The organism is Deltaproteobacteria bacterium (assembly GCA_019308905.1).
Taxonomy (GTDB): Bacteria; Desulfobacterota; BSN033; order WVXP01; family WVXP01; genus JAFDHF01.
The window spans coordinates 1-19,011 of the sequence record JAFDHF010000013.1; the positions used below are offsets into that span (position 1 = coordinate 1).

Sequence of the window (19,011 nt, forward strand, 5' to 3'; positions counted from 1 at the left end):
CCTGTGTCATGCTGAAATTGTGAGTGATGATTCCCTGTTCTGCGGCCTGAACCAGGATTTCCGTGGCTGTCTCGTCCAGACGCAAGGGACTTATCAGTGGGCAGAGAACCAGGGAGATGATGGGTCGGGTTTTCCAATCCCTCCCGGCAACGATCTCGGCCATCCTGGAGACCCTGGCCAGTCCTTCGGGGGTGTATACGGCGCCAATGATGTGCTTTGTAGAATTCTTCAATCCTGCAAAGAAGCGGTTTGCATCGACATGCTCCTTTGGCAGGTCATTGGGGTAAACGGGCAGGGAGATCAGATCGATATAGGGGAGTTCATCCACCAGGGAGACGATGTCGTGAAGGTCTCTGCAAGTGGATAGTCTCCTCTGGCCCGTGTCGAGGTCCAAGACATACATGGCCGAACCGCCCGTAGAGGTGTAGAAAGAGCCCTCCTCGTAATAGATGTTGTTCGCCTCTTGCCTCCCGTAGAGAGCGAAGGAGGGCGGGACAGTGTTCAGGGCCTTTTCCACCAGGTCAGGGGGGATGGTGATTCGGTGCCCTTCTGCGATCCTTGCCCCGTGAGTGGAAAATATCTCTCTCGCCCGTTGGTTGTCAACCCTGATACCCACCTCGGCGAGTATCTCGAGGGACCCTTCATGGATCTCTTCAACGGCCTTCTCTGGCAGGGGTTCGAACATTTGCCGCCTCCTTGGTCTCCAGAAAGATTTCGAAGATTTGGTTCAGACAGCGGAAGCTCCGGTTTCAGTGCCCGTCGCTCAGCGCTTGAATCCCACTCCGAGTTGAGAGATCTCCCGTTTCATCCGGTCATGGAGCCTCTGTGTCTCCGCCTTTGGTTTTGCAGTCTTAAAGTCGTAGCTCTCCTGGTAAGTCTTGCCGCGAGGGGGGCTATCTAGGCTCCTCTCGTATCGATCCAGCAGTCGTAGGACCAGGCGGTTGGCCTCCCTTCGGCTCAGACCGAGAACCCCGTGGGCCACCTCTGCCGCAAACTGAGGTCCCTGAGGAGTCTGAAGATCCACGGTTGCGTTCCTGTATACCCCAAGTGCCTCCAGGGAGCTCCCGCTTGCCACCAGACTCGCCACAATGGCGGCCGTCTCGAGAAAACACATCTCCTCAACAGGGCCCGAGGCAGTGTTGGGGATGGTGAAGAAGGGAAAATGACTGTTACGGCTGATAGCCTGGCTGCTGACACTTATGGCCCAAAGGAGATCGCGGCTCGAGTTGCAGACCCTGTTGAAGTGTAAGGGGAAGGTGACGTGGCAGACTCCGCGGAGGACGAGGATCGCCTGCAGGTGATAGGCCACATTGGCTATGGCCACCCCCTCTGGACCGCCACAGTAACCGCCTAGGAGCGGCCCGGATTCGCCGCAAATCCGCCCCTTGATACCGTTGACATAGGCAACCTCGTTCAACCTCTCAAAGGTGATCTTGAGTTCTGCGAGAGATCCAATAAGCCACCCGTCTGAGGGCCGGAGTCCGAATTGGCTTCCCGCAATCTTTGCTGCATCTGAGGAAGCGGTGGCAATGGAGTTCATCACCGGCAGGCCGGGGCGATCAGCACGGCTGAGGGCCTCTCTGACCAGAGAGCTCGAAGTGATACAGGCCAGAATCTCCAGAGGGGTATTGGCCCTCACCCTTGTTCCGCCTATGGATGTCAGGGTGGGGGAGGTAATGGAATCGGCCAGGGGGATGCGCCCGTATCCCTCTACAATGCTCAGGAACACATCCTCACACGAGACCGGTGCCCCGGCTGCGCCCAGAAAGCACCATGGCGCGGCTTCGCTTTCCGGGGCCCGAGGTTTGAGCCGCTTGCGGTCTCTCCCCTCCCCGAACTCTGTCTCTTCAGGGGCCGCTTGGAGGGCTTCCTGGATCTCGCTTTCGCTGAATCGAATCATTCTCTCCGTATCGATACAGTAGGTTCCCACCCTGCGGTAGAATTCGACCCCTGCCTGAAAAACCCGGTCTGCAAGACTATCATCCCATGGCACGGGAGTCTCTGGCTGAAATCGGATTCCGTACTCTTCTCTTACAGCCTCCAGATGGCGGACAAACACCTGCAGATCAAAGTCCTCCTGGGCGATGTAGGGGCCTTCAAAACACCTTCGGACTATCTCGGTAAACGGCAACATCGAAATATCCTCCCCAGGCCGCGTCAAAATGGGAATAACCTGTTGACTTCCTGCGGTGGAGGAGACATCTCCCCTCCACCTGTGGCTGATTTGACTCTGTCTCGAATCTCCCCCAAAGCGTTGCTGCGATGGCAGAAGACCGGTGGCTCTCCCAACATCTACTAAGCACCGTACCTTCCGGCGGCATCCAGGGCGGCCTTCACATTCTCGGAAGGGGTCGTGGCCCCCAGGTTGCAGAGGTAGAGAGCGAAGCGCCCTCCCCCTCCGCCGACCTCTACATAGGATCTCACCCGCTCCGCCACCTCCCTCGGTGGGCTGGCGGCGAGAAAGCCGGCCCCGATGCCGAGGATGAGGGCTACGCCCCGCTCTTGGGCATACTCCTTGTAATATGCTGGCCCGAGCACCTCCACGTCCGGATCCTGTCCTTCCAGGAAACCGGGGCAGACCCTTAGCTTGAGTTCAAACATCTCCCTTGGATCCTTGAGAAACCTCTCCCCCACCCAGTTGGGCACGTAGACTTCGGGGCCGCACAGCTCTCTCAGGCGGAGGAGTGGGGGGATGACCCATTGTTCGAGAATCCCGGGACTCACAATCGGGATGGAGGCTGTGGCATCGCTCCCTCCGATGCTTTTCGCCTTTGGGAAACGCCTCTTCATATGATCGATCCAAGGGGCGACCACCTCTTCGGTGAGGCGGGCGAGCAGGTCCCTGGCAAAATCGGGTGCCTCGTATATGTCGTTCAGCAGGGTCTCGATGCCCCTGATATTGGCGGCCAGGCTGAAAGGGGCTGAGAATTCAAGAGCCGGGGCAATACCGGTCAGCTTTTCGAAGATGGAGTACATTTCGATCACCTGGGGGAAACGCCCGTCTGAATCAAAGGCAGGGGTCCTTATCCTTTCCAGATCGCTCCGGTCCCGGACGAGGGGCTTTGACCGGTCGACATCGGGGACGCCCTGGTCGGTGTAGACTATCTTCTGTCCAAGGGCTTCGGCCTCGATATTGTATACGTCGAAATCGAGAAAGGGGACGTCGAAACCGTATTTTTCGCAAATCTCCAGGGTGCCGGTCACCAGGAGTTCCGGTGAGGTGTAGAACCTCTTTGCTCCCACCCCGAGTTCTTTCATTACGAACTCGTGCATCTGAGCGAAAACCGGCACATGATCGGGGACGCCTCCCAGGGCGGTCTCGAGGCGTTCTGCCCCCTCTCGAAAAAAGGAATAGTCCTTGGGAGGATTCACGGCTTCCACCGTCGTATCCCTGCGGGTTACCTCAGGGCAGCCCTTTGCGAACAGAGCCGTTCATCAACCTGACAAGGGCCGTCTCGTCGAAATAGTCTATAATGTTCAGGCATCCGTTTGTCTGGGTGATACGGAAGAAGTTCTCAAGCCCGAGATTCATGGCGTCACAGAGAAGAACCGTATTCATCCCTCCGTGGCCGACCAGGACTATCTCGCCTCCTGGGTGCGACCTGACGATCTCACGTATCTTGGGGACGGCCCGGCCGCGCACGTCGATGAGATTCTCCCCGCCAGGGACGCGGTAGTCTACAAACCGGCCGAATTTTCTGTCTACTTCATCGGGATAGCGCTCGCGGATTTCGCTGAAGGTCAATCCTTCCCAGATGCCCATCTTGATCTCTCTGAACTCCGGCAAGGCATGTACGGCCAGACCATGGTATCTGGCAATCGCCTCCGCCCCTGTCCTTGCCCTCTGGAGATCGCTCGAGTAGACCGCCGAGATCCGCCTGTCCCGAAGGCATCTGGCAACCTGCTCCAACTGCCTTGCACCTCTGGGAGAGACCTCCACATCGATGTGGCCGTTGTACCGGAAAACGCCGTCCCTTACATTGGCCGCCTCACCGTGGCGGATCAGATAGAGCCTTACCCCTTCCCGGCGTTCGAGGCCAAGCAGTCTGTCCCTTATACTCGCAGAATCCATCATCCTCCTCTGTGAGGCTACCCCCTGCCGGTCCCTGCTGTACCTGCCGGGACCTGATCCCCCGCTGTCGGCCCTTCTTCTGCCGCCTTCCCACTTCCATGAAGGAGGAAGTACTCCGCCATGGCCTGGGCCAGAGCTTGGGTGGTGTACTCGACAGGGCTGACCTGGACCTGTATTCCCAGCTCAAGGGCTCTCCGCCGGGTAATGGGACCGATAGTCCCGATGACGACGCCCCTCAAACCTCTGAAGAGCCGTTCGCGGCTGGCAGAAAAGATCTCCACGAAGTTGGAGACCGTAGAGGGGCTGGTGAAGGTGACAGCATCTATCCTCCCCTGCTCGAGGCGCTCGAGCAGCCGGGAGGTGTCGGCCGCGGGCAGGACGGTCCGGTAGGCAGCGACCACATCCACCATCGCTCCGCGGTTCCTGAGCTGCTCTGGGAGCACCTCTCTGGCACGGGCCGCCCGGGCGAGGAGAACCCGTTTGCCCCTGATCCCCTCTCTCGATAGACTCTCCACCACTGCCTCTGCCCGGTACTCCTCGGGTACGAGGTGAACCTCCATGGACTTCCTCTCCAATTGCCTCGCTGTCCGGGGGCCGATCGCGCAGAAGCTGATCCCTCTGAGCTCCAGGGGATTCACACCGGCTTTCTTGAGCCTTGCGGCGAAGGAGCTCACGCCGTTGGCACTGGTAAAAACAACCCAATCGTACCGGTGAATGTTGTCGATCGCCTCGTCCAGGGCTTTCCAGCTCTTGGGGGGGATGATTCGGATGGTTGGAAATTCGACGACCTCGGCCCCCAACTCCATGAGCCGCCTGCTGAATTCACCTGCTTGGTTCCGGGGACGGGTGACGACGATGGTCTTTCCTTTCAGAGGTTCGGACTCTTTTCCCATGTAGCCGCTTCCATTGCTCTTGGTGATCTAAAGCCTGGTTATCCCCTGGGCCCTCCAAGAGAATCGAGCCAAGGAGCCTTGCGTGGAATGGGGTACCCGGATTCTTCCTCTCTCTCCCCGGCTCGAAATGTGTCTGGTCTCCGAGCAACGGGCCGGAGCTCCCAAGCCCGGAGATGAGAGGGGTGGTCCGTCATGGGCTCCTGTCATAGATCTCGCTGAGGATCCTGTCCCCTCCCATGGAGAGTATGGTCTCGGCAAGGTCGAGACCCAAGGCCTCTGCCTCTTGCTCTCTGCCCCAGGTGCGTTGCCGTATGAGTCTTTTGCCGTCCAGTGAAGCCACCATTCCCTCCATCTCGAGTCCGCCTCTCGACGGCCAAGCATAGGCCGCGATGGGGACCTGACATCCTCCCTCGAGCCTCCTCAAAAATGCCCTTTCAGCCTTCATGGCAGTAGCCGTCTCTGGATCGTTAAGGGAGGAGACGGCCCGATTGACCGTACCGTCTTCTGCCCTGGTTTCGACGGACAGGACGCCCTGTCCGATGGCGGGGAGGCAGATCTCGGTTGGAATGGTTTCGGCTATCATGTGATCGAGCCCCATCCGTCTGAGGCCGACCGAGGCGAGGACGATGGCATGGAGGCCCTGTTCCTCCATTTTTCTGAGTCTGGTTTGAAGGTTTCCCCGGAGGGGGACCACCTCAAAATCCGGCCGGAAGTGCAGAAGCTGGGCCTGTCGCCTCAGGCTGCTGGTCCCTATCCGTGCTCCAAGGGGCAATTCATTTAGCCTCTGGCCGGTTCTGGAAACAAGAGCATCAGAGGGGTCCTCCCTCGAGGCCACACAGCCCAGGACGAGACCAGGGGGAATCGAGGTGGGAACGTCCTTCATGCTGTGCACGGCGAGGTCGATCCTGCCATCCAGGAGGGCGTTTTCGATCTCCTTGACAAAGAGTCCCTTGCCTCCAACCCTGGCGAGGGGGACATCGAGAATGATGTCCCCCTTGGTCTTGACGGTCACCAGCTCCGCGGCCAGACCGGGATGGAGCCTGACCAGCCTTTCCCTAACCAGTTCGGCCTGCCTGAGGGCGAGCTCACTTCCCCGGGTGCCTATCCTGAGGTGTTTGATTCTCACTTCTTCCAATCCCTTCTGCCTTTTCCAGGTGAAAGAGTCTCCTCGCAGCATCCACCAGCTCCTCGCCCGAAGAGTTTTGATCTGCCCTTTTGAGCATGGTGATAGGGTCATGGAGGATTTTGTTGACAATGGCCGAGGTCAGGGCATCCAGCACTTTCCGTTCCTTTTCCGAGGCACCCGGCAGAGCTGAATAGGCCTTCTTGAGTTCTCCCTGGCGGATCGATTCGAACTTGTCTCTAAGCAGGCGGACAGTGGGCACGGTCTCCAGAGATCTGTACCACTGGCAGAAACGTGCGACCTCTCTCTCCACGATCTCTTCCGCCTTTTCCGCTTCTTTCCTGCGGTCTCTCATGTTAGCATCGGCGACCCCTTGGAGGTCGTCGATGTCGTACAGGTAGACGTTCTCGATCGAGTTGACCCGGGGGTCCACGTCCCTCGGTACGGCGATATCGATGAAGAACATGGAACGGTTTCGTCTGGCCTTGATGATGCCCGCCATGTCGTCGTACCGGATCAGATAACCGGGAGACGCCGTGGAGGTTATGATGATATCGGCTGCCCTGAGAGCATCCGTGAGTCGATCGAAGGGGAGCACATCGCCGCCGAACATCCGGGCCAGTTGGTGGGCCCGCTCCGCGGTTCTATTGGTCACAGTGACCCGGGATGCTCCGCGTGTGACCAAGTGCCTCGCCGCCAGTTCGCACATTTCCCCTGCGCCCACCAGGAGGACAGCCTTGTCCTGGAGGTTTCCGAATATCTTCTGTGCCAGTTGGACGGCCACGAAACTGACAGATACGGCTCTGTTCCCGATCTTTGTCTCTGTACGGACCCTCTTTGCCACGGCAAAGGCCCTGTGGAGGAGCCTATTCAGGATGGTTCCTGCAGTGCGGTGGCGGCATGCTGTTCCGAAGGCGCCCTTGACCTGCCCGAGAATCTGGGGCTCGCCGACCACCATGGAATCGAGGCTGGAGGCAACTCGAAAGAGGTGGCGCACGGCTTCCTCCCCGTGATGGATGTAAAGAGATCTCTCCAGATCCTCTGCCGGAACTCCATGGAACTCCGATAGAAAGAGCTTCAATTCATGGACCGCCTCGTCCGCATTGTGGGCATTCGCATAGAGCTCAACCCGATTGCAGGTCGACAGGATCATGTCTTCTTTGATAGAGGAGAGGGAGAGGATCCTTTTCAGAGACTCCTCAAGCCTCTTTTCTGGGAAAGAGACCCTTTCCCGGATCTCTACAGGCGCGGTTTTGTGATTCAGCCCGATAACGATGATATCCATCTTTCCACTTTTTGCAGGGCTTTTCCCGCCTTGCGAAGACGTGCTCTCCGGCCTAACTCCACCGGCTGTATGAGTGGAGCCCGCTCAGCACCAGGTTCACGCCGAGAAAGGTGAAAAGAACAGCCAGGAATCCCACAATAGCCATCATAGCGGCTTTCTTACCTCGCCATCCGATGGCCAGCCTCTGGTGAAGCAGGGCTGCATAGAGGAACCACGTGATCAGGGACCATGTCTCCTTTGGATCCCAGCTCCAGTAGGAACCCCATGCGTAGCTCGCCCAGACCGAACCGGTGACGATCCCCACGGTCAGGAGGGGGAAACCCAGGGTTAGAGACCGGTAATTGAGCTCATCGAGAATCTCCAGGGAGGGGAGCCGCACGAGCAGCCCGCCGGTCTGTTTGGACTTTATCTGCCGCTCCTGGAGGAGGTACATGATTCCCACACAGAAGGCCAGCGCAAAGACCGCGTCCCCAAGGAATGCGAATATCACGTGGAAGGGAAGCCAGTAGCTTTTCAGGGCAGGGTGGAGGGGGAGTATCTCCTTTGGGAGAGCCAGACCGATTATGCTGAAGATCAGCACCACAGGGGCGACGAAAGCCCCCATGACCGGGATCCGATACTTGTAATTGACGGCAAGATAGACGAGCACCACCGCCCAACCGAAAAAAGAGAAGGATTCATGGAGATTGGTTACGGGAAGATAGCCTGCCGCATAGTAACGGAATATCAAGGCTACCGTATGGAGGACGAAACCGGCAGAGAGGAGTCCCGAACCTATCCTGGAGAAGAGCTCCCTCAAAGAGATGATGTAGACGAGAAGGCTGATGGTTCCACAGGCGTAACACAGAACCGCCAGACAGTAGAAGTCGAAGTGCATGACCCCTCTTTCATCCGCGAATCGGGGTAGTCCACCTCTCACCAGGAGAGGGGATCCACCCTGGGACCACCAAAAACGACGGGAACCCTCTTCCGGTCCGGATCGGCCTGGAAACTCCGTGACAAATCCAGGCTGTCCATGGGGCGAGCTGTTTCAGCCGTAAAAGATATCGAAGTCGGTAAACTCCCCCTGATAGGGTTCCTCTTCCACCAGGACTCGGGTGACCCTGGCCCCAGGGGGCCCGTGGTGACACCATTTTGTCAGCTCGGCAAGCCGCGTTTCCTCTCCTTCTGCCACAATCTCAACCGTGCCGTCCCACCGGTTCCGCACCCACCCGGTGATTCCGAGCTCCTGGGCTTTCTGGCGCGTTGTGGCCCGGAAAAAGACCCCCTGCACGTATCCCTCTACCCTGATACGCCTTCTTCCCTCGGCCACGGATGCCTCCTCGAAGAAAACCCGATTGAAATTAGCACAGACAGGACATGAAATCAAGTTCCCGGGTTTCCGGAGCTAACCGGGTCTTCGACCGGAGAGTTTCACAAGTATTTAAGTTTACAGCTTTTTCTCTTTTTGACAGGAGAACGCCCTTCCCACTTTGCTCCGAGGCTCTCGCGGTGTTCTTATCGGGATTCCCGGGTGGGGAATCTTCGCCCACTACCTCCTCCAGAGGGCGGGCTCCAAATGTCAGGAAACCCCGGTTAGCAGTGATCTTGAAAAGGAACCGGCATATCCTATATATATAGAGTCGTAGCGGTACTCCCGAATGACAGAGGCACCCATCATACGACCTCGGAGAACTGTCGCCTTCGAATTGAGACATTCATAATGCTCAGGAGAAGAGAGATGGACAAGCGGTATGTGGGGATCGATGTCGGCTCGATCAGTGCGAACACCGTGGTTGTCGACCAGGAGGGTAGAGTCCTGGAAGAACACTATACCCGGACCATGGGGCAACCTCTCCGTGCTGTTCAAAGGGTGATGAAGGAGCTCTTGAAGCGGAACCCGAAGGAGCAGATAGGGGGTATCTATTTCACAGGGGTTGGGGGGAAGCTCTTGTCAGAACTCCTGGGTGGTGAATTCATCAACGAGATCATCGCCCAGGCCAGGAGCGTCGAACGTTTTCATCCAGAGGTGCGGACCATCATCGACATGGGGGGTGAAGACTCCAAGATGATCCTCATCGAAAGGGAGGACGGTCGATTCAGGATCAGTGACTTTGCCATGAACACCCTCTGTGCCGCGGGTACCGGATCCTTTCTCGACCAACAGGCGAGCCGTCTCGGGCTGACCATCGAAGAGTTCGGCAAACTCGCCCTTCGGTCCAGTAACCCTCCTCGGATTGCAGGGCGATGCAGCGTGTTTGCCAAATCCGACATGATCCATCTTCAACAGATCGCCACTCCCGACTACGACATAGTGGCAGGCCTCTGTTACGCCCTGGCGCGGAATTTCAAGAGCAATATCGGCAAGGGAAGAGCTTTTACCGTACCCATCAGCTTCCAGGGGGGGGTTGCAGCCAATGTGGGCATGCGCCGAGCCTTCTTGGATATTCTCGGGCTCGAGGAGAAGGATCTGATCATTCCCAGGCACTTCGCCTCTATGGGAGCCCTGGGCGCGATCTGGGTGGGACTTGACATGGGCATAGAGAAGCCGCTCCAGGGGATGGAGGGCCTTGAGGACTACCTGGCTCATCACCAGGAGGAGAGGAAATCCCACAGGCCTCTGGTCCTGTCTGCGGAGCATCTCCGTCGTGTCTATCCGATTAGGAAGGACCTGCCCCGGTCCGAGCGGATCGAGGCCTACCTGGGGCTGGACGTGGGATCGATAAGTACGAACCTCGTGGTTATCGATCGAGAGGGGAACGTGCTGGCCAAGAGGTACCTCATGACCGCGGGTCGTCCCATTGAGGCGGTCAGGAAGGGCCTCGCCGAGATGGAAGAGGAGATCGGAGACAGTGTCGATATCAAGGGGGTGGCCACCACCGGTTCCGGCAGGTATCTGACTGCCGACTTTGTGGGAGCCGACATAGTGAGAAACGAGATCACCGCCCAGGCCACGGCGGCTGTTCACATCGACCCGCTCGTGGATACGATCTTCGAGATCGGAGGCCAGGACTCAAAGTACATCAGCCTCGACAGGGGAGTGGTGGTGGATTTTGAGATGAACAAGGTCTGTGCGGCTGGCACGGGGAGCTTCCTGGAAGAGCAGGCCGAGAGGCTGGGAATTTCAATCAAAGAGGAGTTTGGCCGCCTCGCCCTGGCTGCAAGAGAGCCGGTCCGTATGGGGGAGCGGTGCACGGTCTTTATCGAATCGGACCTGGTCCACCATCAGCAGAGGGGCGCATCGACGGAGGATCTCGTAGCAGGGCTCAGCTATTCTATCGTTGAAAACTACCTCAACCGTGTCGTAGGAGACCGCCGCGTGGGAAACAGGATTTTCTTCCAGGGCGGGACCGCGTTCAACCATGGTGTTGTGGCGGCTTTCGAAGGGATTCTCGGAAAACCCGTCACCGTACCGCCCCATCACGATGTGACGGGGGCGATCGGTGCTGCTCTTCTGGCAATGAAGGAAAGGAACTGGGAGAGGTCTCAGTTCAAGGGTTTCGATCTGAGCCAGAGGAAGTACGAGATCACCAGCTTTGAATGCAAGGGCTGTGAGAACCTCTGCCTGATCCGCAAGGTCAGCATCGAGGGAGAAAGGCCTCTCTTTTACGGTAGTCGCTGTGAGAAGTACGATGTTATCAAACGGAGCAAGGGGAGCGATCTTCCGGATCTCTTCGCCGAGAGGCAGAACCTGCTTTTCGCCCCCTGCCCGGGGGAAGAGCAGCTCCCTCCGGACGCCCCGGTTATCGGCATACCCAGAATCCTGACCTTTCACGAATTCCTGCCCTTCTGGAGGGCCTTCTTCACAGAGCTGGGATATCGCGTGGTATTGAGCGAACCGAGCAACAAGGAACTCATCCGCAAGGGGGTCGAGACGCTGGTTGCGGAGACCTGTTTCCCCATAAAGGTCTCTCACGGCCATGTTCTGGATCTGCTCGAAAAGGGGGTCAAGAGGATTTTTCTCCCGAGCCTGGTGAGCCTGAAGAGCCCGCGGCCGGACATCCCGGTGAGCACAGTCTGCCCCTATGTTCAGAGTTTCCCTTACACGGTCAAGTCGTCGATCGATTTCAAGGCATTCGGGGCGGAGGTCCTCCACCCGGTGATCCACTTCGGCTGGGACAGGGATGACCTGGAGAAAGAGCTCATCGGTTTCGGCAAGGTTCTCGGCCGGCGGGCCTCTCAGGTTCGGAGAGCTTACGTCAAAGCGGAGGAGAACCAGGCCCGGTTTGAAGAGGCACTGCTCCGGAGAGGCCGGGAGGTTCTTGGCGGGCTCGGTCCGGACCAGAAACTGAAGGTGATCATCGGACGCCCTTACAACACCTGTGATCCCGGTGTAAATCTCGACCTCCCCAAGAAGCTGAGGGACCTGGGGGAGCTCGCGGTTCCCATGGATTTCTTCCCTCTGGACGAGATGGCCCACCGAGAGGGCATAAAGGAGATGTACTGGCGTTACGGCCAGAGGATCCTGTGTGCCGGCTACCTTGTCAGGGAGGACCCTCGACTCCACGGTATCTATATCACCAATTTCGGCTGCGGAGCGGACTCGTTCATCAGCCATTTCTTCAGGGATCTGGCCAAGGGTAAGCCCTATCTCCAGTTGGAGATCGACGAGCATTCGGCCGACGCCGGAGCCATTACGCGGTGCGAGGCCTTTCTGGACAGTCTCAAGAATGTCGAGGCTCCGGCGGAAAAGCGGGAGAAACCCCGTTCCAGGGTGAGGACAGATCGAGCCCGCAAGATATACATTCCCTACATGTGTGACCACGCCTATGCCACGGCGGCCGCTCTCAGGGCTTGCGGCGTGGAAGCCGAGGTTTTCCCCGAATCAGATGACGAAACCCTGGTCTGGGGGAGGAAGTTCACCACGGGGAAGGAGTGCTACCCCTGCATCCTGACGACGGGCGACATGATCAAGGTTGTCAAGCGAGACGACTTCGAACCCGACCGGGCCGCCTTCTTCATGCCCTCCGGAAGCGGCCCCTGCAGGTTCGGCCAGTATCACCGGTTTCATCGCCTCGTACTCGACGAACTCGGATTTGACAACGTTCCCATATACGCACCCGATCAGGACGAATCCCTTTATTCGGACTTCGATATCATAGGAGGCAGATTCCTCAGGCTGGGGTGGCAGGGGATAGTTGCCGTCGATCTTCTCACAAAGAAGCTTCTCGAAACGCGGCCTTACGAAAAGAATCCAGGAGAGACCGAACGGGTCTACAAGGAGTCTGTCAGGCTAATCACCAAGACCATCGAGGAACAGGGCGATCTGGAGGCAGCGCTTACGTGGGCCCGTGATCGGTTCGAATCGATCGAGACTGTGGGCTCGGGCGAGAAACCTCTGATCGGGATTGTGGGGGAGATCTATGTCCGGTCGAATCGATTCGCCAATGAGAACGTGGTGGACAAGGTTGAGCAGTTCGGTGGCGAAGCCTGGCTCGCACCGATCTCCGAATGGATACACTATGTCAATGCCATGGGACGGAGGAGGAGCCTCAAGAGAAGACACATCTCCAACGTCTTGAAGATAGCCCTCACCGAGTACTACCAGAGGAAAGATGAGCACCGGTTGGAAAGGATCTTCAAGGGGCACCTGCGTCATGGAGAAGAGCCCTCCACGCGGGAGGTGCTCAGAAAGGCCAGCCCCTACTTGGACGACTCCTTCGAAGGGGAAGCCATTCTCAGCATCGGCAAGACCATCGATTTCTGCAAGAAGGGGGCAAGCGGGGTCATCAACGTCATGCCCTTCACCTGCATGCCGGGAACGGTTGTCGGGGCGTTGCTGAAGCGGTATCGGGAAGAGAACAACAACCTTCCCATCCTCAACATGGCCTATGACGGCCAGGAACAGACCAACAGCCTGACCCGCATCGAGGCCTTCATGCACCAGGCGAGGCAGTACAGGGAGCAGCAGCTCATTCGGAGAAAGGGCAATTGACGGACAGACAAAAAAGGGGCGAGGGTGTCTTTCTCCTTGAGGCCGTGATCTTTGACATGGACGGCGTGATTGCCGACACGGAGCCCCTCCACGCACGAGCCTATATAGAGGCCCTTGGAAGCTTTGGGATCCACGTCTCTGAGAGTGAGTATCGAAAGGCGGTTACCGAGAAGGGAAAGACCATGGCAGCCTGGTTCGGCGAACTCGGCGGTGATCCTGAACAAATCACCGAACTTTACAGGCGGAAGGACAGCATCTATTTTCCCCTTCTCAGGAAGCTGGGAACTCCCAGACCGGGCTTGCTGGACTTGCTCTCACAGCTCAAGGAGTCGGCTGTGCCCTGTGTACTTGCTACGAGTTCGAGGAGAGTGAACGCGGAGTTTCTTCTCGATCTGTTCGGGCTGAGAGGCTATTTTGTCCTTGTCCTGGCTCTGGAGGACGTCTCCCGGGTCAAACCCGATCCCGAGGTTTTCCTACTGGCCTTGGAGAAGATAGGAGGTGAGCCTGGAAGAACCGTGGTCATCGAAGATAGCCCGAAGGGTGTCCTGGCTGCCTTGGCTGCCGGTATTCCGGTCGTCGTGGTGCCCACTTTCTCGACCGATCGCTATGACTTCGACGGTGCGGCCCTAAGGGTCGAATCCCTCGAAGACCTATCAGTGGAAAAACTCGACGCCCTCCTCGAATCACAAAGAAGGGGCCGGATCTCGGCTTGAGTCTCGTGGGCCGGCCTGGCTTCACCGAGGCGACAATTCCTGGTCTCTACACGTCGGGCTGCCTATCTGGGCTTGGAACTTAGAGTCCCAGTGTGGCCACCATGACCGCCTTTATGGTATGGACCCTGTTTTCGGCTTCGTCGAAGACGATCGAGGCTTCTGATTCAAAGACCTCTTCGGTCACCTCCATTCCGTCGAGGCCGAATCTCTCATAGATCTCCCTGCCGACCGTGGTTTCGCGATTGTGGAATGCCGGCAGGCAGTGCATGAACTTGACACGGGGATTGCCTGTCAGCCTCATGGTTTCGCTGTTCACCTGGTACGGCTTCAGCAGGTTGATCCTTTGCTCCCATACCTCTTCCGGTTCTCCCATGGAGACCCAGACATCGGTGCAGAGAAAATCGCAGTCCTTTACTCCGGCCTCGAGGTCGTCGGTGATCCGTATTCTCGCCCCCGTCTCTTCGGCTATCTTCTGTGTCTTTCTCACCAGTTCCCCGTCGGGTTGCACGCCCTTTGGGGCCACGGAGCGGAAATCCATCCCCATCTTTGCAGCGCCCACCAAGAGGGAATTCCCCATGTTGTTCCTGGCATCGCCGAGGTAGGCGAAAGCGATCTGGCTCAGGGGTTTGTCGGAATGTTCGGTCATAGTAAGCAGATCGGCCAGGACCTGGGTGGGATGGAACTCATTTGTCAGCCCGTTCCAAACCGGAACACCGGCATATCTCCCGAGTTCTTCGACGATCTCCTGGCCAAAACCCCTGTATTCGATGCCGTCGTACATCCTGCCCAGCACCCTGGCCGTATCCTTCATAGATTCCTTCTTGCCCATCTGGGAACCTGACGGGCCCAGGTAGGTCACCCTTGCTCCCTGATCGTAAGCCGCGGTCTCGAAGGCACATCTCGTTCTTGTCGAAGCCTTTTCAAAGATCAGGACGATGTTTTTCCCCGTAAGCCTCGGCTGCTCCGTTCCCGTGTATTTGGCCCTTTTGAGATCCTGCGAGAGATCGAGGAGAAACTCTATCTCCTTCGGGGTGAAGTCGAGGAGCTTCAAGAAGTTCCGGTTTCTCAGATTAAAAGCCATGGCCTCCTCCTTGTCAGGTGCCGGGTCTCTTGTCCCCCGGGGTCGGTCTACTATATCCAGGTGAACGGATGATTGCAACCCTTCATGAATCGTCCCGGATCAGATAGGACTAGAAGAGTCCTGCAGCGTCCTTTACCGAATCAAAGACATAATCGGGCCTGATATGGCCCTTCAGATCGCTCTCTTTGAACTCCCCGGTCTTCACCAGGACCGATTTTATCCCGGCCTTCTTTGCCCCCAATATGTCGGTGAGGATCTTGTCGCCGATCATGACGACCCTGTCTCTGGGGACGTTCATCGTCGCAAGGGCGATATCGAAGATATATCTGTTGGGTTTCCCGATGTAGGTGGCTTTCACACGGGCGGCGTCTTCGAGCATCTTGCCATAGGCTCCGACCGTAAGTTCCACCCCACCCATGCTGTTGTCGACGGTTTCGGGTATCATGACGATGAACTTGGAACCCCGGAGCAGCAATTTCAGGGCCCTGTTCATGTTCTGAAAATTGAAATCCTCCCGGAGGTCTCCAAGCACCAGGTATTCCGGATTCCTGTCGTCGTGGGGGAGGTCCCTGAATTCTTCGAGGCCTTCCCTTTTCAGCATCACCCAGCACGATCTGGGATGGAGGAGCCTGAGGTATTCGGCCGTGGCAAAAGAGGCCGTAATAACCTCGTCTTCACCGATCTGGAAACCCTTGGCCTGGAGCCCGGAAGCGCAGCTCTTTCTGCTCTTGAGGGTGCTGTTTGTCACGATTCGGATGAGGACGCCCTTCCTGCGGAGGAATTCGATCAATTCGACGGCACCGGGATAGACCTTACCCTGGAACTCCAGGACACCATCTACGTCGAAGAAGACCCCTTCAAATCTCGCGCTCACGGAGTAGGCCCTCCCTCCCGTGAAAGAGGAGAAAACCCGGTGCAGGAGGGATGAAACCGGTACCCGGCCACGGATCGGTCCGGTGTTTCTCTACGCCTGCCCGGAAGGGGCCTTGACGATCTCCGTGCCGGCCTCGCCTCTTACTGCCTTTTCGATGTTTTCGATGGAGGTGATCACCGCCCTCTTTCCCCCTTTATCTAGGAAGTCCATGGCAGCCTCGACTTTGGGACCCATAGAACCCGGAGGGAAATGGCCTTCTTCCCAAAACCGGGCCATGTCCTCCAGGGTCAGGGAGCGGAGGATCTTCTGGTTGGGCTTGCCGTAATTGATGGCTGCTCCCTCGACATCGGTGGCGATGATGAGACTGTCCACTCCGACTTCTTCGGCGAGCTTGGCACTGCAGAGGTCTTTGTCGATCACCGCATCCACTCCCGCAAAAGCCCGGCCCTGACGGACGACCGGGATACCCCCTCCTCCACAACATATCACTATGAAGTCCATGTCGACGAGTTTCCTGATCTCTCGTTTTTCTATGACCGTGACCGGCCTGGGAGAAGCCACCACCCGCCGGTATCCCTTGGCGGTCTTTCGTGTTGGATAGGGGAGAGCTGCGGCCTTCTCTTCCGAGTAGACGGGGCCGATAGGCTTGGAAGGATTATCGAAGGCCGGGTCGTTCTGGTCTACGACGACATAGGTGATTACGTTTACCAGGAGTTGTTCGGTGTCGATTCCGATCTCCATGAGTGCCGTGTCCAGGGTCGATTCGATCATGTAACCGATCTGTCCCTGGGTCTGAGCCACTAGTATCTCCAGAGGCAGTTTCGGAACCTCGTCGCAGGACTCCTGCTGCAGGAGAATATTGCCCACCTGTGGCCCGTTGCCGTGGGTGACTATGATCCGGTAATCTCGGGAAAGCCTGGCGATCTGCCGGGCCGGAACCTTGAGATTCTCCATCTGTTGAGCGGCAGTGCCTTCCTGTCCTCTCTGGATGAGGGCGTTGCCTCCAAGAGCAATCAAAAGAACTTCCTTCTTAGCGTGCGAATTCGTCATACAGACCTCTCCTCGTCGATGGGAAATGCTGGTTCCTTGTTCCCACTGGAATCTGAAACCCGCAAGCAGGCAGCCTCTGACCGGCCGCCCACGATGGCCTGCGGGTTTCTATCACAAACTGTGATGATTTACTTGGTCAGCTCCTGCAAACGGCTGAGAAGCACCTCCTTGAGTGTCGGTTCACCGTGATCCGAGTACTCGTAACGCACTCGGAGATTCGGTTTGTTGATCGAAACGAGTTTCGGCAGATCAATGGGCGTTGCAGAGAGCACCAGATCGCAGTCGGTCCGGTTGATCGTGAGCTCCAGGTCATGGATCTGCTGCTCCCCGTATCCCATGGCAGGCAACAGAGTGCCGATGTGGGGATAGGTCCTGAAGGTCTCCTTGATGGTTCCGGTAATGTAGGGCCTGGGATCGACTATTTCGGCTGCTCCATACCTTTTGGCGGCGATGACTCCTGCTCCGTAGGTCATCTCTCCGTGGGTGAGGGTAGGGCCGTCTTCCACTACCAGGACACGCTTGCCCCGGATCTGGTCGGGGTCGTCCACGAGGACCGCCGATTCGGCCAGGATGATCTGTGCACGGGGAGCGTATTTCTCTATGTTCTTTCGGACCTCATCGACCTTTTCCGGTTTTGCACTGTCGGTCTTGTTGATCACGGCTATGTCTGCCATGAGCATGTTCGTTTCACCTGGGAAATAGAGCAGCTCGTGCCCTGCTCTGTGGGGATCGAAGATCACGATTTGAATATCCGGGGAGAAGAAGGGAGTGTCGTTGTTTCCACCGTCCCACACAACCACGTCGGCTTCCTTTTCCGCTTGCTCCAGTATCTGCTTGTAATCAACCCCGGCATAAACCACCGTTCCCTGGGCTACCAGGGGTTCGTACTCCTCTCTTTCTTCTATCGTGCAGTGATGTTTTTCAAAATCCTCGTAGCTGGAAAACCGCTGAACAGCCTGGGCCTTCAGATCCCCATAGGGCATGGGATGGCGGACGGCGACGACCTTTCTGCCGGTATCGGTCATGATCTTACAGACGTGGCGAGTAGTCTGCGACTTGCCGCATCCTGTTCGGACAGCACAGATCGAAACCACCGGCTTCCTGGAGGCGAGCATAGTATGCCGGGCGCCGATGAGTATGAAATCGGCGCCGTTGGCAGTTGCAAGGGAGGCCTTGTGCATGACCTGAACATGGGGTACATCGCTATAGGAGAAGGCCACCAGATCCACCTTGTGTTTCTGGATGAGCCCGGCAAGCTCTTCTTCGGCGTGGATGGGTATCCCTTCGGGGTACGATTCTCCAGCCAGCTCTGGCGGGTAGAGACGCCCCTCAATGTCTGGAATTTGGGTGGCCGTAAAAGCAACGACCTTGTAACGGGTGTTGTCCTTGAAATAGACGTTGAAGTTGTGAAAATCGCGTCCAGCAGCGCCCATGATGATTACATTCTCAGCCATAAGAACTCCTCTCTCTTTGAAGGATTTGAGCATTGAAAAAAGCAGTCTTACAGAGAACCGTAGTGACCATTTCCCGGTACTCACTCACTTCAGATCTATCACGTAAGCCTGCTCATCGCAATGTTCGAGTTTCGGGCATTCGAGGCACTCCCACATGAGCTTTCTGGGAAATGAATCCTTGTCCACGGCATAGAACCCCATCTTTTCGAAGAATTCGTCCCGGTAGGTTAAAACAATAACCTTAGGCACATTAAGCTCCTTTGCCTTTTCCATACACTTCTGAACCAATTTTCTTCCAATCCCCTGTCTTTGATATTTTTCATCTACAGCAAGAGAACATATCTCCGCCAAATCCCTCCAAAGGACTACCAATGAAGCACACGCCAATATACTACTATCTCTTTCCACTACAAAGTAGTTCTGTAGATTCTTGTACACCTTGAAGGCGGTTTTCGGCAGCATCATTCCCTTAGTTGCATAGTAATTCACAAGCCTCAGAATCGAATCTACATCGTCCACTCGTGCTGTTCTTATACTGAAGCTACTCACCAA

General features: G+C 57.0%; 16 protein-coding genes. 2 read left to right on the forward strand and 14 right to left on the reverse strand.

Features of this window, described 5'->3' with window-relative positions:
- From JRJ26_06530 to JRJ26_06570, 9 genes are all read right to left on the reverse strand, one after another.
- On the reverse strand, positions 1-685 hold a 685-nt coding region (locus JRJ26_06530; GenBank protein MBW2057134.1), incomplete at its 3' end, for a trimethylamine methyltransferase family protein.
- Positions 686-763: 78 nt separating this feature from the next.
- Positions 764-2,134: a monomethylamine:corrinoid methyltransferase gene (locus JRJ26_06535; protein MBW2057135.1), complete on the reverse strand. Its 1,371-nt coding sequence runs from the start codon at positions 2,132-2,134 to the stop codon at positions 764-766.
- A 161-nt stretch (positions 2,135-2,295) separates the two neighbouring features.
- The gene (locus JRJ26_06540) at positions 2,296-3,381 is read right to left on the reverse strand and encodes a hypothetical protein (protein ID MBW2057136.1); all 1,086 of its coding nucleotides are present in this window, start codon (positions 3,379-3,381) and stop codon (positions 2,296-2,298) included.
- Between the two features lie 22 nt (positions 3,382-3,403).
- Complete coding sequence (locus JRJ26_06545) at positions 3,404-4,075, reverse strand: histidine phosphatase family protein (protein MBW2057137.1); 672 nt, start codon at positions 4,073-4,075, stop codon at positions 3,404-3,406.
- 14 nt (positions 4,076-4,089) lie between these two features.
- Entirely contained in the window at positions 4,090-4,965 is an 876-nt protein-coding gene (locus JRJ26_06550; protein ID MBW2057138.1) for a uroporphyrinogen-III synthase, read from the reverse strand.
- Between the two features lie 190 nt (positions 4,966-5,155).
- Positions 5,156-6,091: a hydroxymethylbilane synthase gene (gene hemC / locus JRJ26_06555; protein ID MBW2057139.1), complete on the reverse strand. Its 936-nt coding sequence runs from the start codon at positions 6,089-6,091 to the stop codon at positions 5,156-5,158.
- Positions 6,051-7,373 carry a glutamyl-tRNA reductase gene (locus tag JRJ26_06560; GenBank protein ID MBW2057140.1) on the reverse strand — a complete coding sequence of 441 codons (1,323 nt, stop codon included), beginning with the start codon at positions 7,371-7,373 and terminating at the stop codon, positions 6,051-6,053. Before JRJ26_06560 ends, hemC begins: the two co-directional genes overlap by 41 nt.
- A gap of 52 nt (positions 7,374-7,425) precedes the next feature.
- On the reverse strand, positions 7,426-8,250 hold the full coding sequence (ccsB, locus tag JRJ26_06565; GenBank protein MBW2057141.1) for a c-type cytochrome biogenesis protein CcsB: 825 nt from the start codon (positions 8,248-8,250) through the stop codon (positions 7,426-7,428).
- A 153-nt stretch (positions 8,251-8,403) separates the two neighbouring features.
- The gene (locus JRJ26_06570) at positions 8,404-8,685 is read right to left on the reverse strand and encodes an acylphosphatase (GenBank protein ID MBW2057142.1); all 282 of its coding nucleotides are present in this window, start codon (positions 8,683-8,685) and stop codon (positions 8,404-8,406) included.
- A 408-nt stretch (positions 8,686-9,093) separates the two neighbouring features.
- Here JRJ26_06570 and JRJ26_06575 point away from each other — a divergent pair, with 408 nt between their 5' ends.
- Both JRJ26_06575 and JRJ26_06580 read left to right on the forward strand, forming a co-directional pair.
- Positions 9,094-13,287 (forward strand): CoA activase, encoded by a 4,194-nt coding sequence (locus JRJ26_06575; GenBank protein ID MBW2057143.1) that lies wholly within the window; start codon positions 9,094-9,096, stop codon positions 13,285-13,287.
- Positions 13,284-14,000: an HAD family phosphatase gene (locus tag JRJ26_06580; protein MBW2057144.1), complete on the forward strand. Its 717-nt coding sequence runs from the start codon at positions 13,284-13,286 to the stop codon at positions 13,998-14,000. The genes JRJ26_06575 and JRJ26_06580 overlap by 4 nt, the downstream gene beginning before the upstream one ends.
- A gap of 79 nt (positions 14,001-14,079) precedes the next feature.
- Here the strand turns inward: JRJ26_06580 and JRJ26_06585 are convergent, their stop codons facing one another.
- The 5 genes from JRJ26_06585 to JRJ26_06605 all read right to left on the reverse strand — a co-directional run bounded on the left by JRJ26_06585 (position 14,080) and on the right by JRJ26_06605 (position 18,993).
- Positions 14,080-15,081 (reverse strand): ornithine carbamoyltransferase, encoded by a 1,002-nt coding sequence (locus JRJ26_06585; GenBank protein ID MBW2057145.1) that lies wholly within the window; start codon positions 15,079-15,081, stop codon positions 14,080-14,082.
- 109 nt (positions 15,082-15,190) lie between these two features.
- Positions 15,191-15,955 carry an HAD-IIA family hydrolase gene (locus JRJ26_06590; GenBank protein ID MBW2057146.1) on the reverse strand — a complete coding sequence of 255 codons (765 nt, stop codon included), beginning with the start codon at positions 15,953-15,955 and terminating at the stop codon, positions 15,191-15,193.
- A gap of 90 nt (positions 15,956-16,045) precedes the next feature.
- Positions 16,046-17,005 carry a carbamate kinase gene (gene arcC, locus JRJ26_06595; GenBank protein MBW2057147.1) on the reverse strand — a complete coding sequence of 320 codons (960 nt, stop codon included), beginning with the start codon at positions 17,003-17,005 and terminating at the stop codon, positions 16,046-16,048.
- Positions 17,006-17,133: 128 nt separating this feature from the next.
- Positions 17,134-18,459, reverse strand: coding sequence for a GTPase (locus JRJ26_06600; protein MBW2057148.1), 1,326 nt, complete (start codon positions 18,457-18,459; stop codon positions 17,134-17,136).
- Positions 18,460-18,543: 84 nt separating this feature from the next.
- The gene (locus JRJ26_06605; protein MBW2057149.1) at positions 18,544-18,993 is read right to left on the reverse strand and encodes an N-acetyltransferase; all 450 of its coding nucleotides are present in this window, start codon (positions 18,991-18,993) and stop codon (positions 18,544-18,546) included.
- Between the last annotated feature and the right edge of the window lie 18 nt (positions 18,994-19,011).

Excerpts from the sequence above, each read along its gene's own strand:
- JRJ26_06560 (MBW2057140.1), bottom strand. The coding sequence starts at position 7,373 with ATGGATATCATCGTTATCGGGCTGAATCACAAAACCGCGCCTGTAGAG.
- JRJ26_06535 (MBW2057135.1), bottom strand. The coding sequence starts at position 2,134 with ATGTTGCCGTTTACCGAGATAGTCCGAAGGTGTTTTGAAGGCCCCTAC.
- JRJ26_06550 (MBW2057138.1), bottom strand. The coding sequence starts at position 4,965 with ATGGGAAAAGAGTCCGAACCTCTGAAAGGAAAGACCATCGTCGTCACC.
- JRJ26_06585 (MBW2057145.1), bottom strand. The coding sequence starts at position 15,081 with ATGGCTTTTAATCTGAGAAACCGGAACTTCTTGAAGCTCCTCGACTTC.
- ccsB (MBW2057141.1), bottom strand. The coding sequence starts at position 8,250 with ATGCACTTCGACTTCTACTGTCTGGCGGTTCTGTGTTACGCCTGTGGA.
- JRJ26_06545 (MBW2057137.1), bottom strand. The coding sequence starts at position 4,075 with ATGATGGATTCTGCGAGTATAAGGGACAGACTGCTTGGCCTCGAACGC.
- arcC (MBW2057147.1), bottom strand. The coding sequence starts at position 17,005 with ATGACGAATTCGCACGCTAAGAAGGAAGTTCTTTTGATTGCTCTTGGA.
- JRJ26_06600 (MBW2057148.1), bottom strand. The coding sequence starts at position 18,459 with ATGGCTGAGAATGTAATCATCATGGGCGCTGCTGGACGCGATTTTCAC.
- JRJ26_06575 (MBW2057143.1), top strand. The coding sequence starts at position 9,094 with ATGGACAAGCGGTATGTGGGGATCGATGTCGGCTCGATCAGTGCGAAC.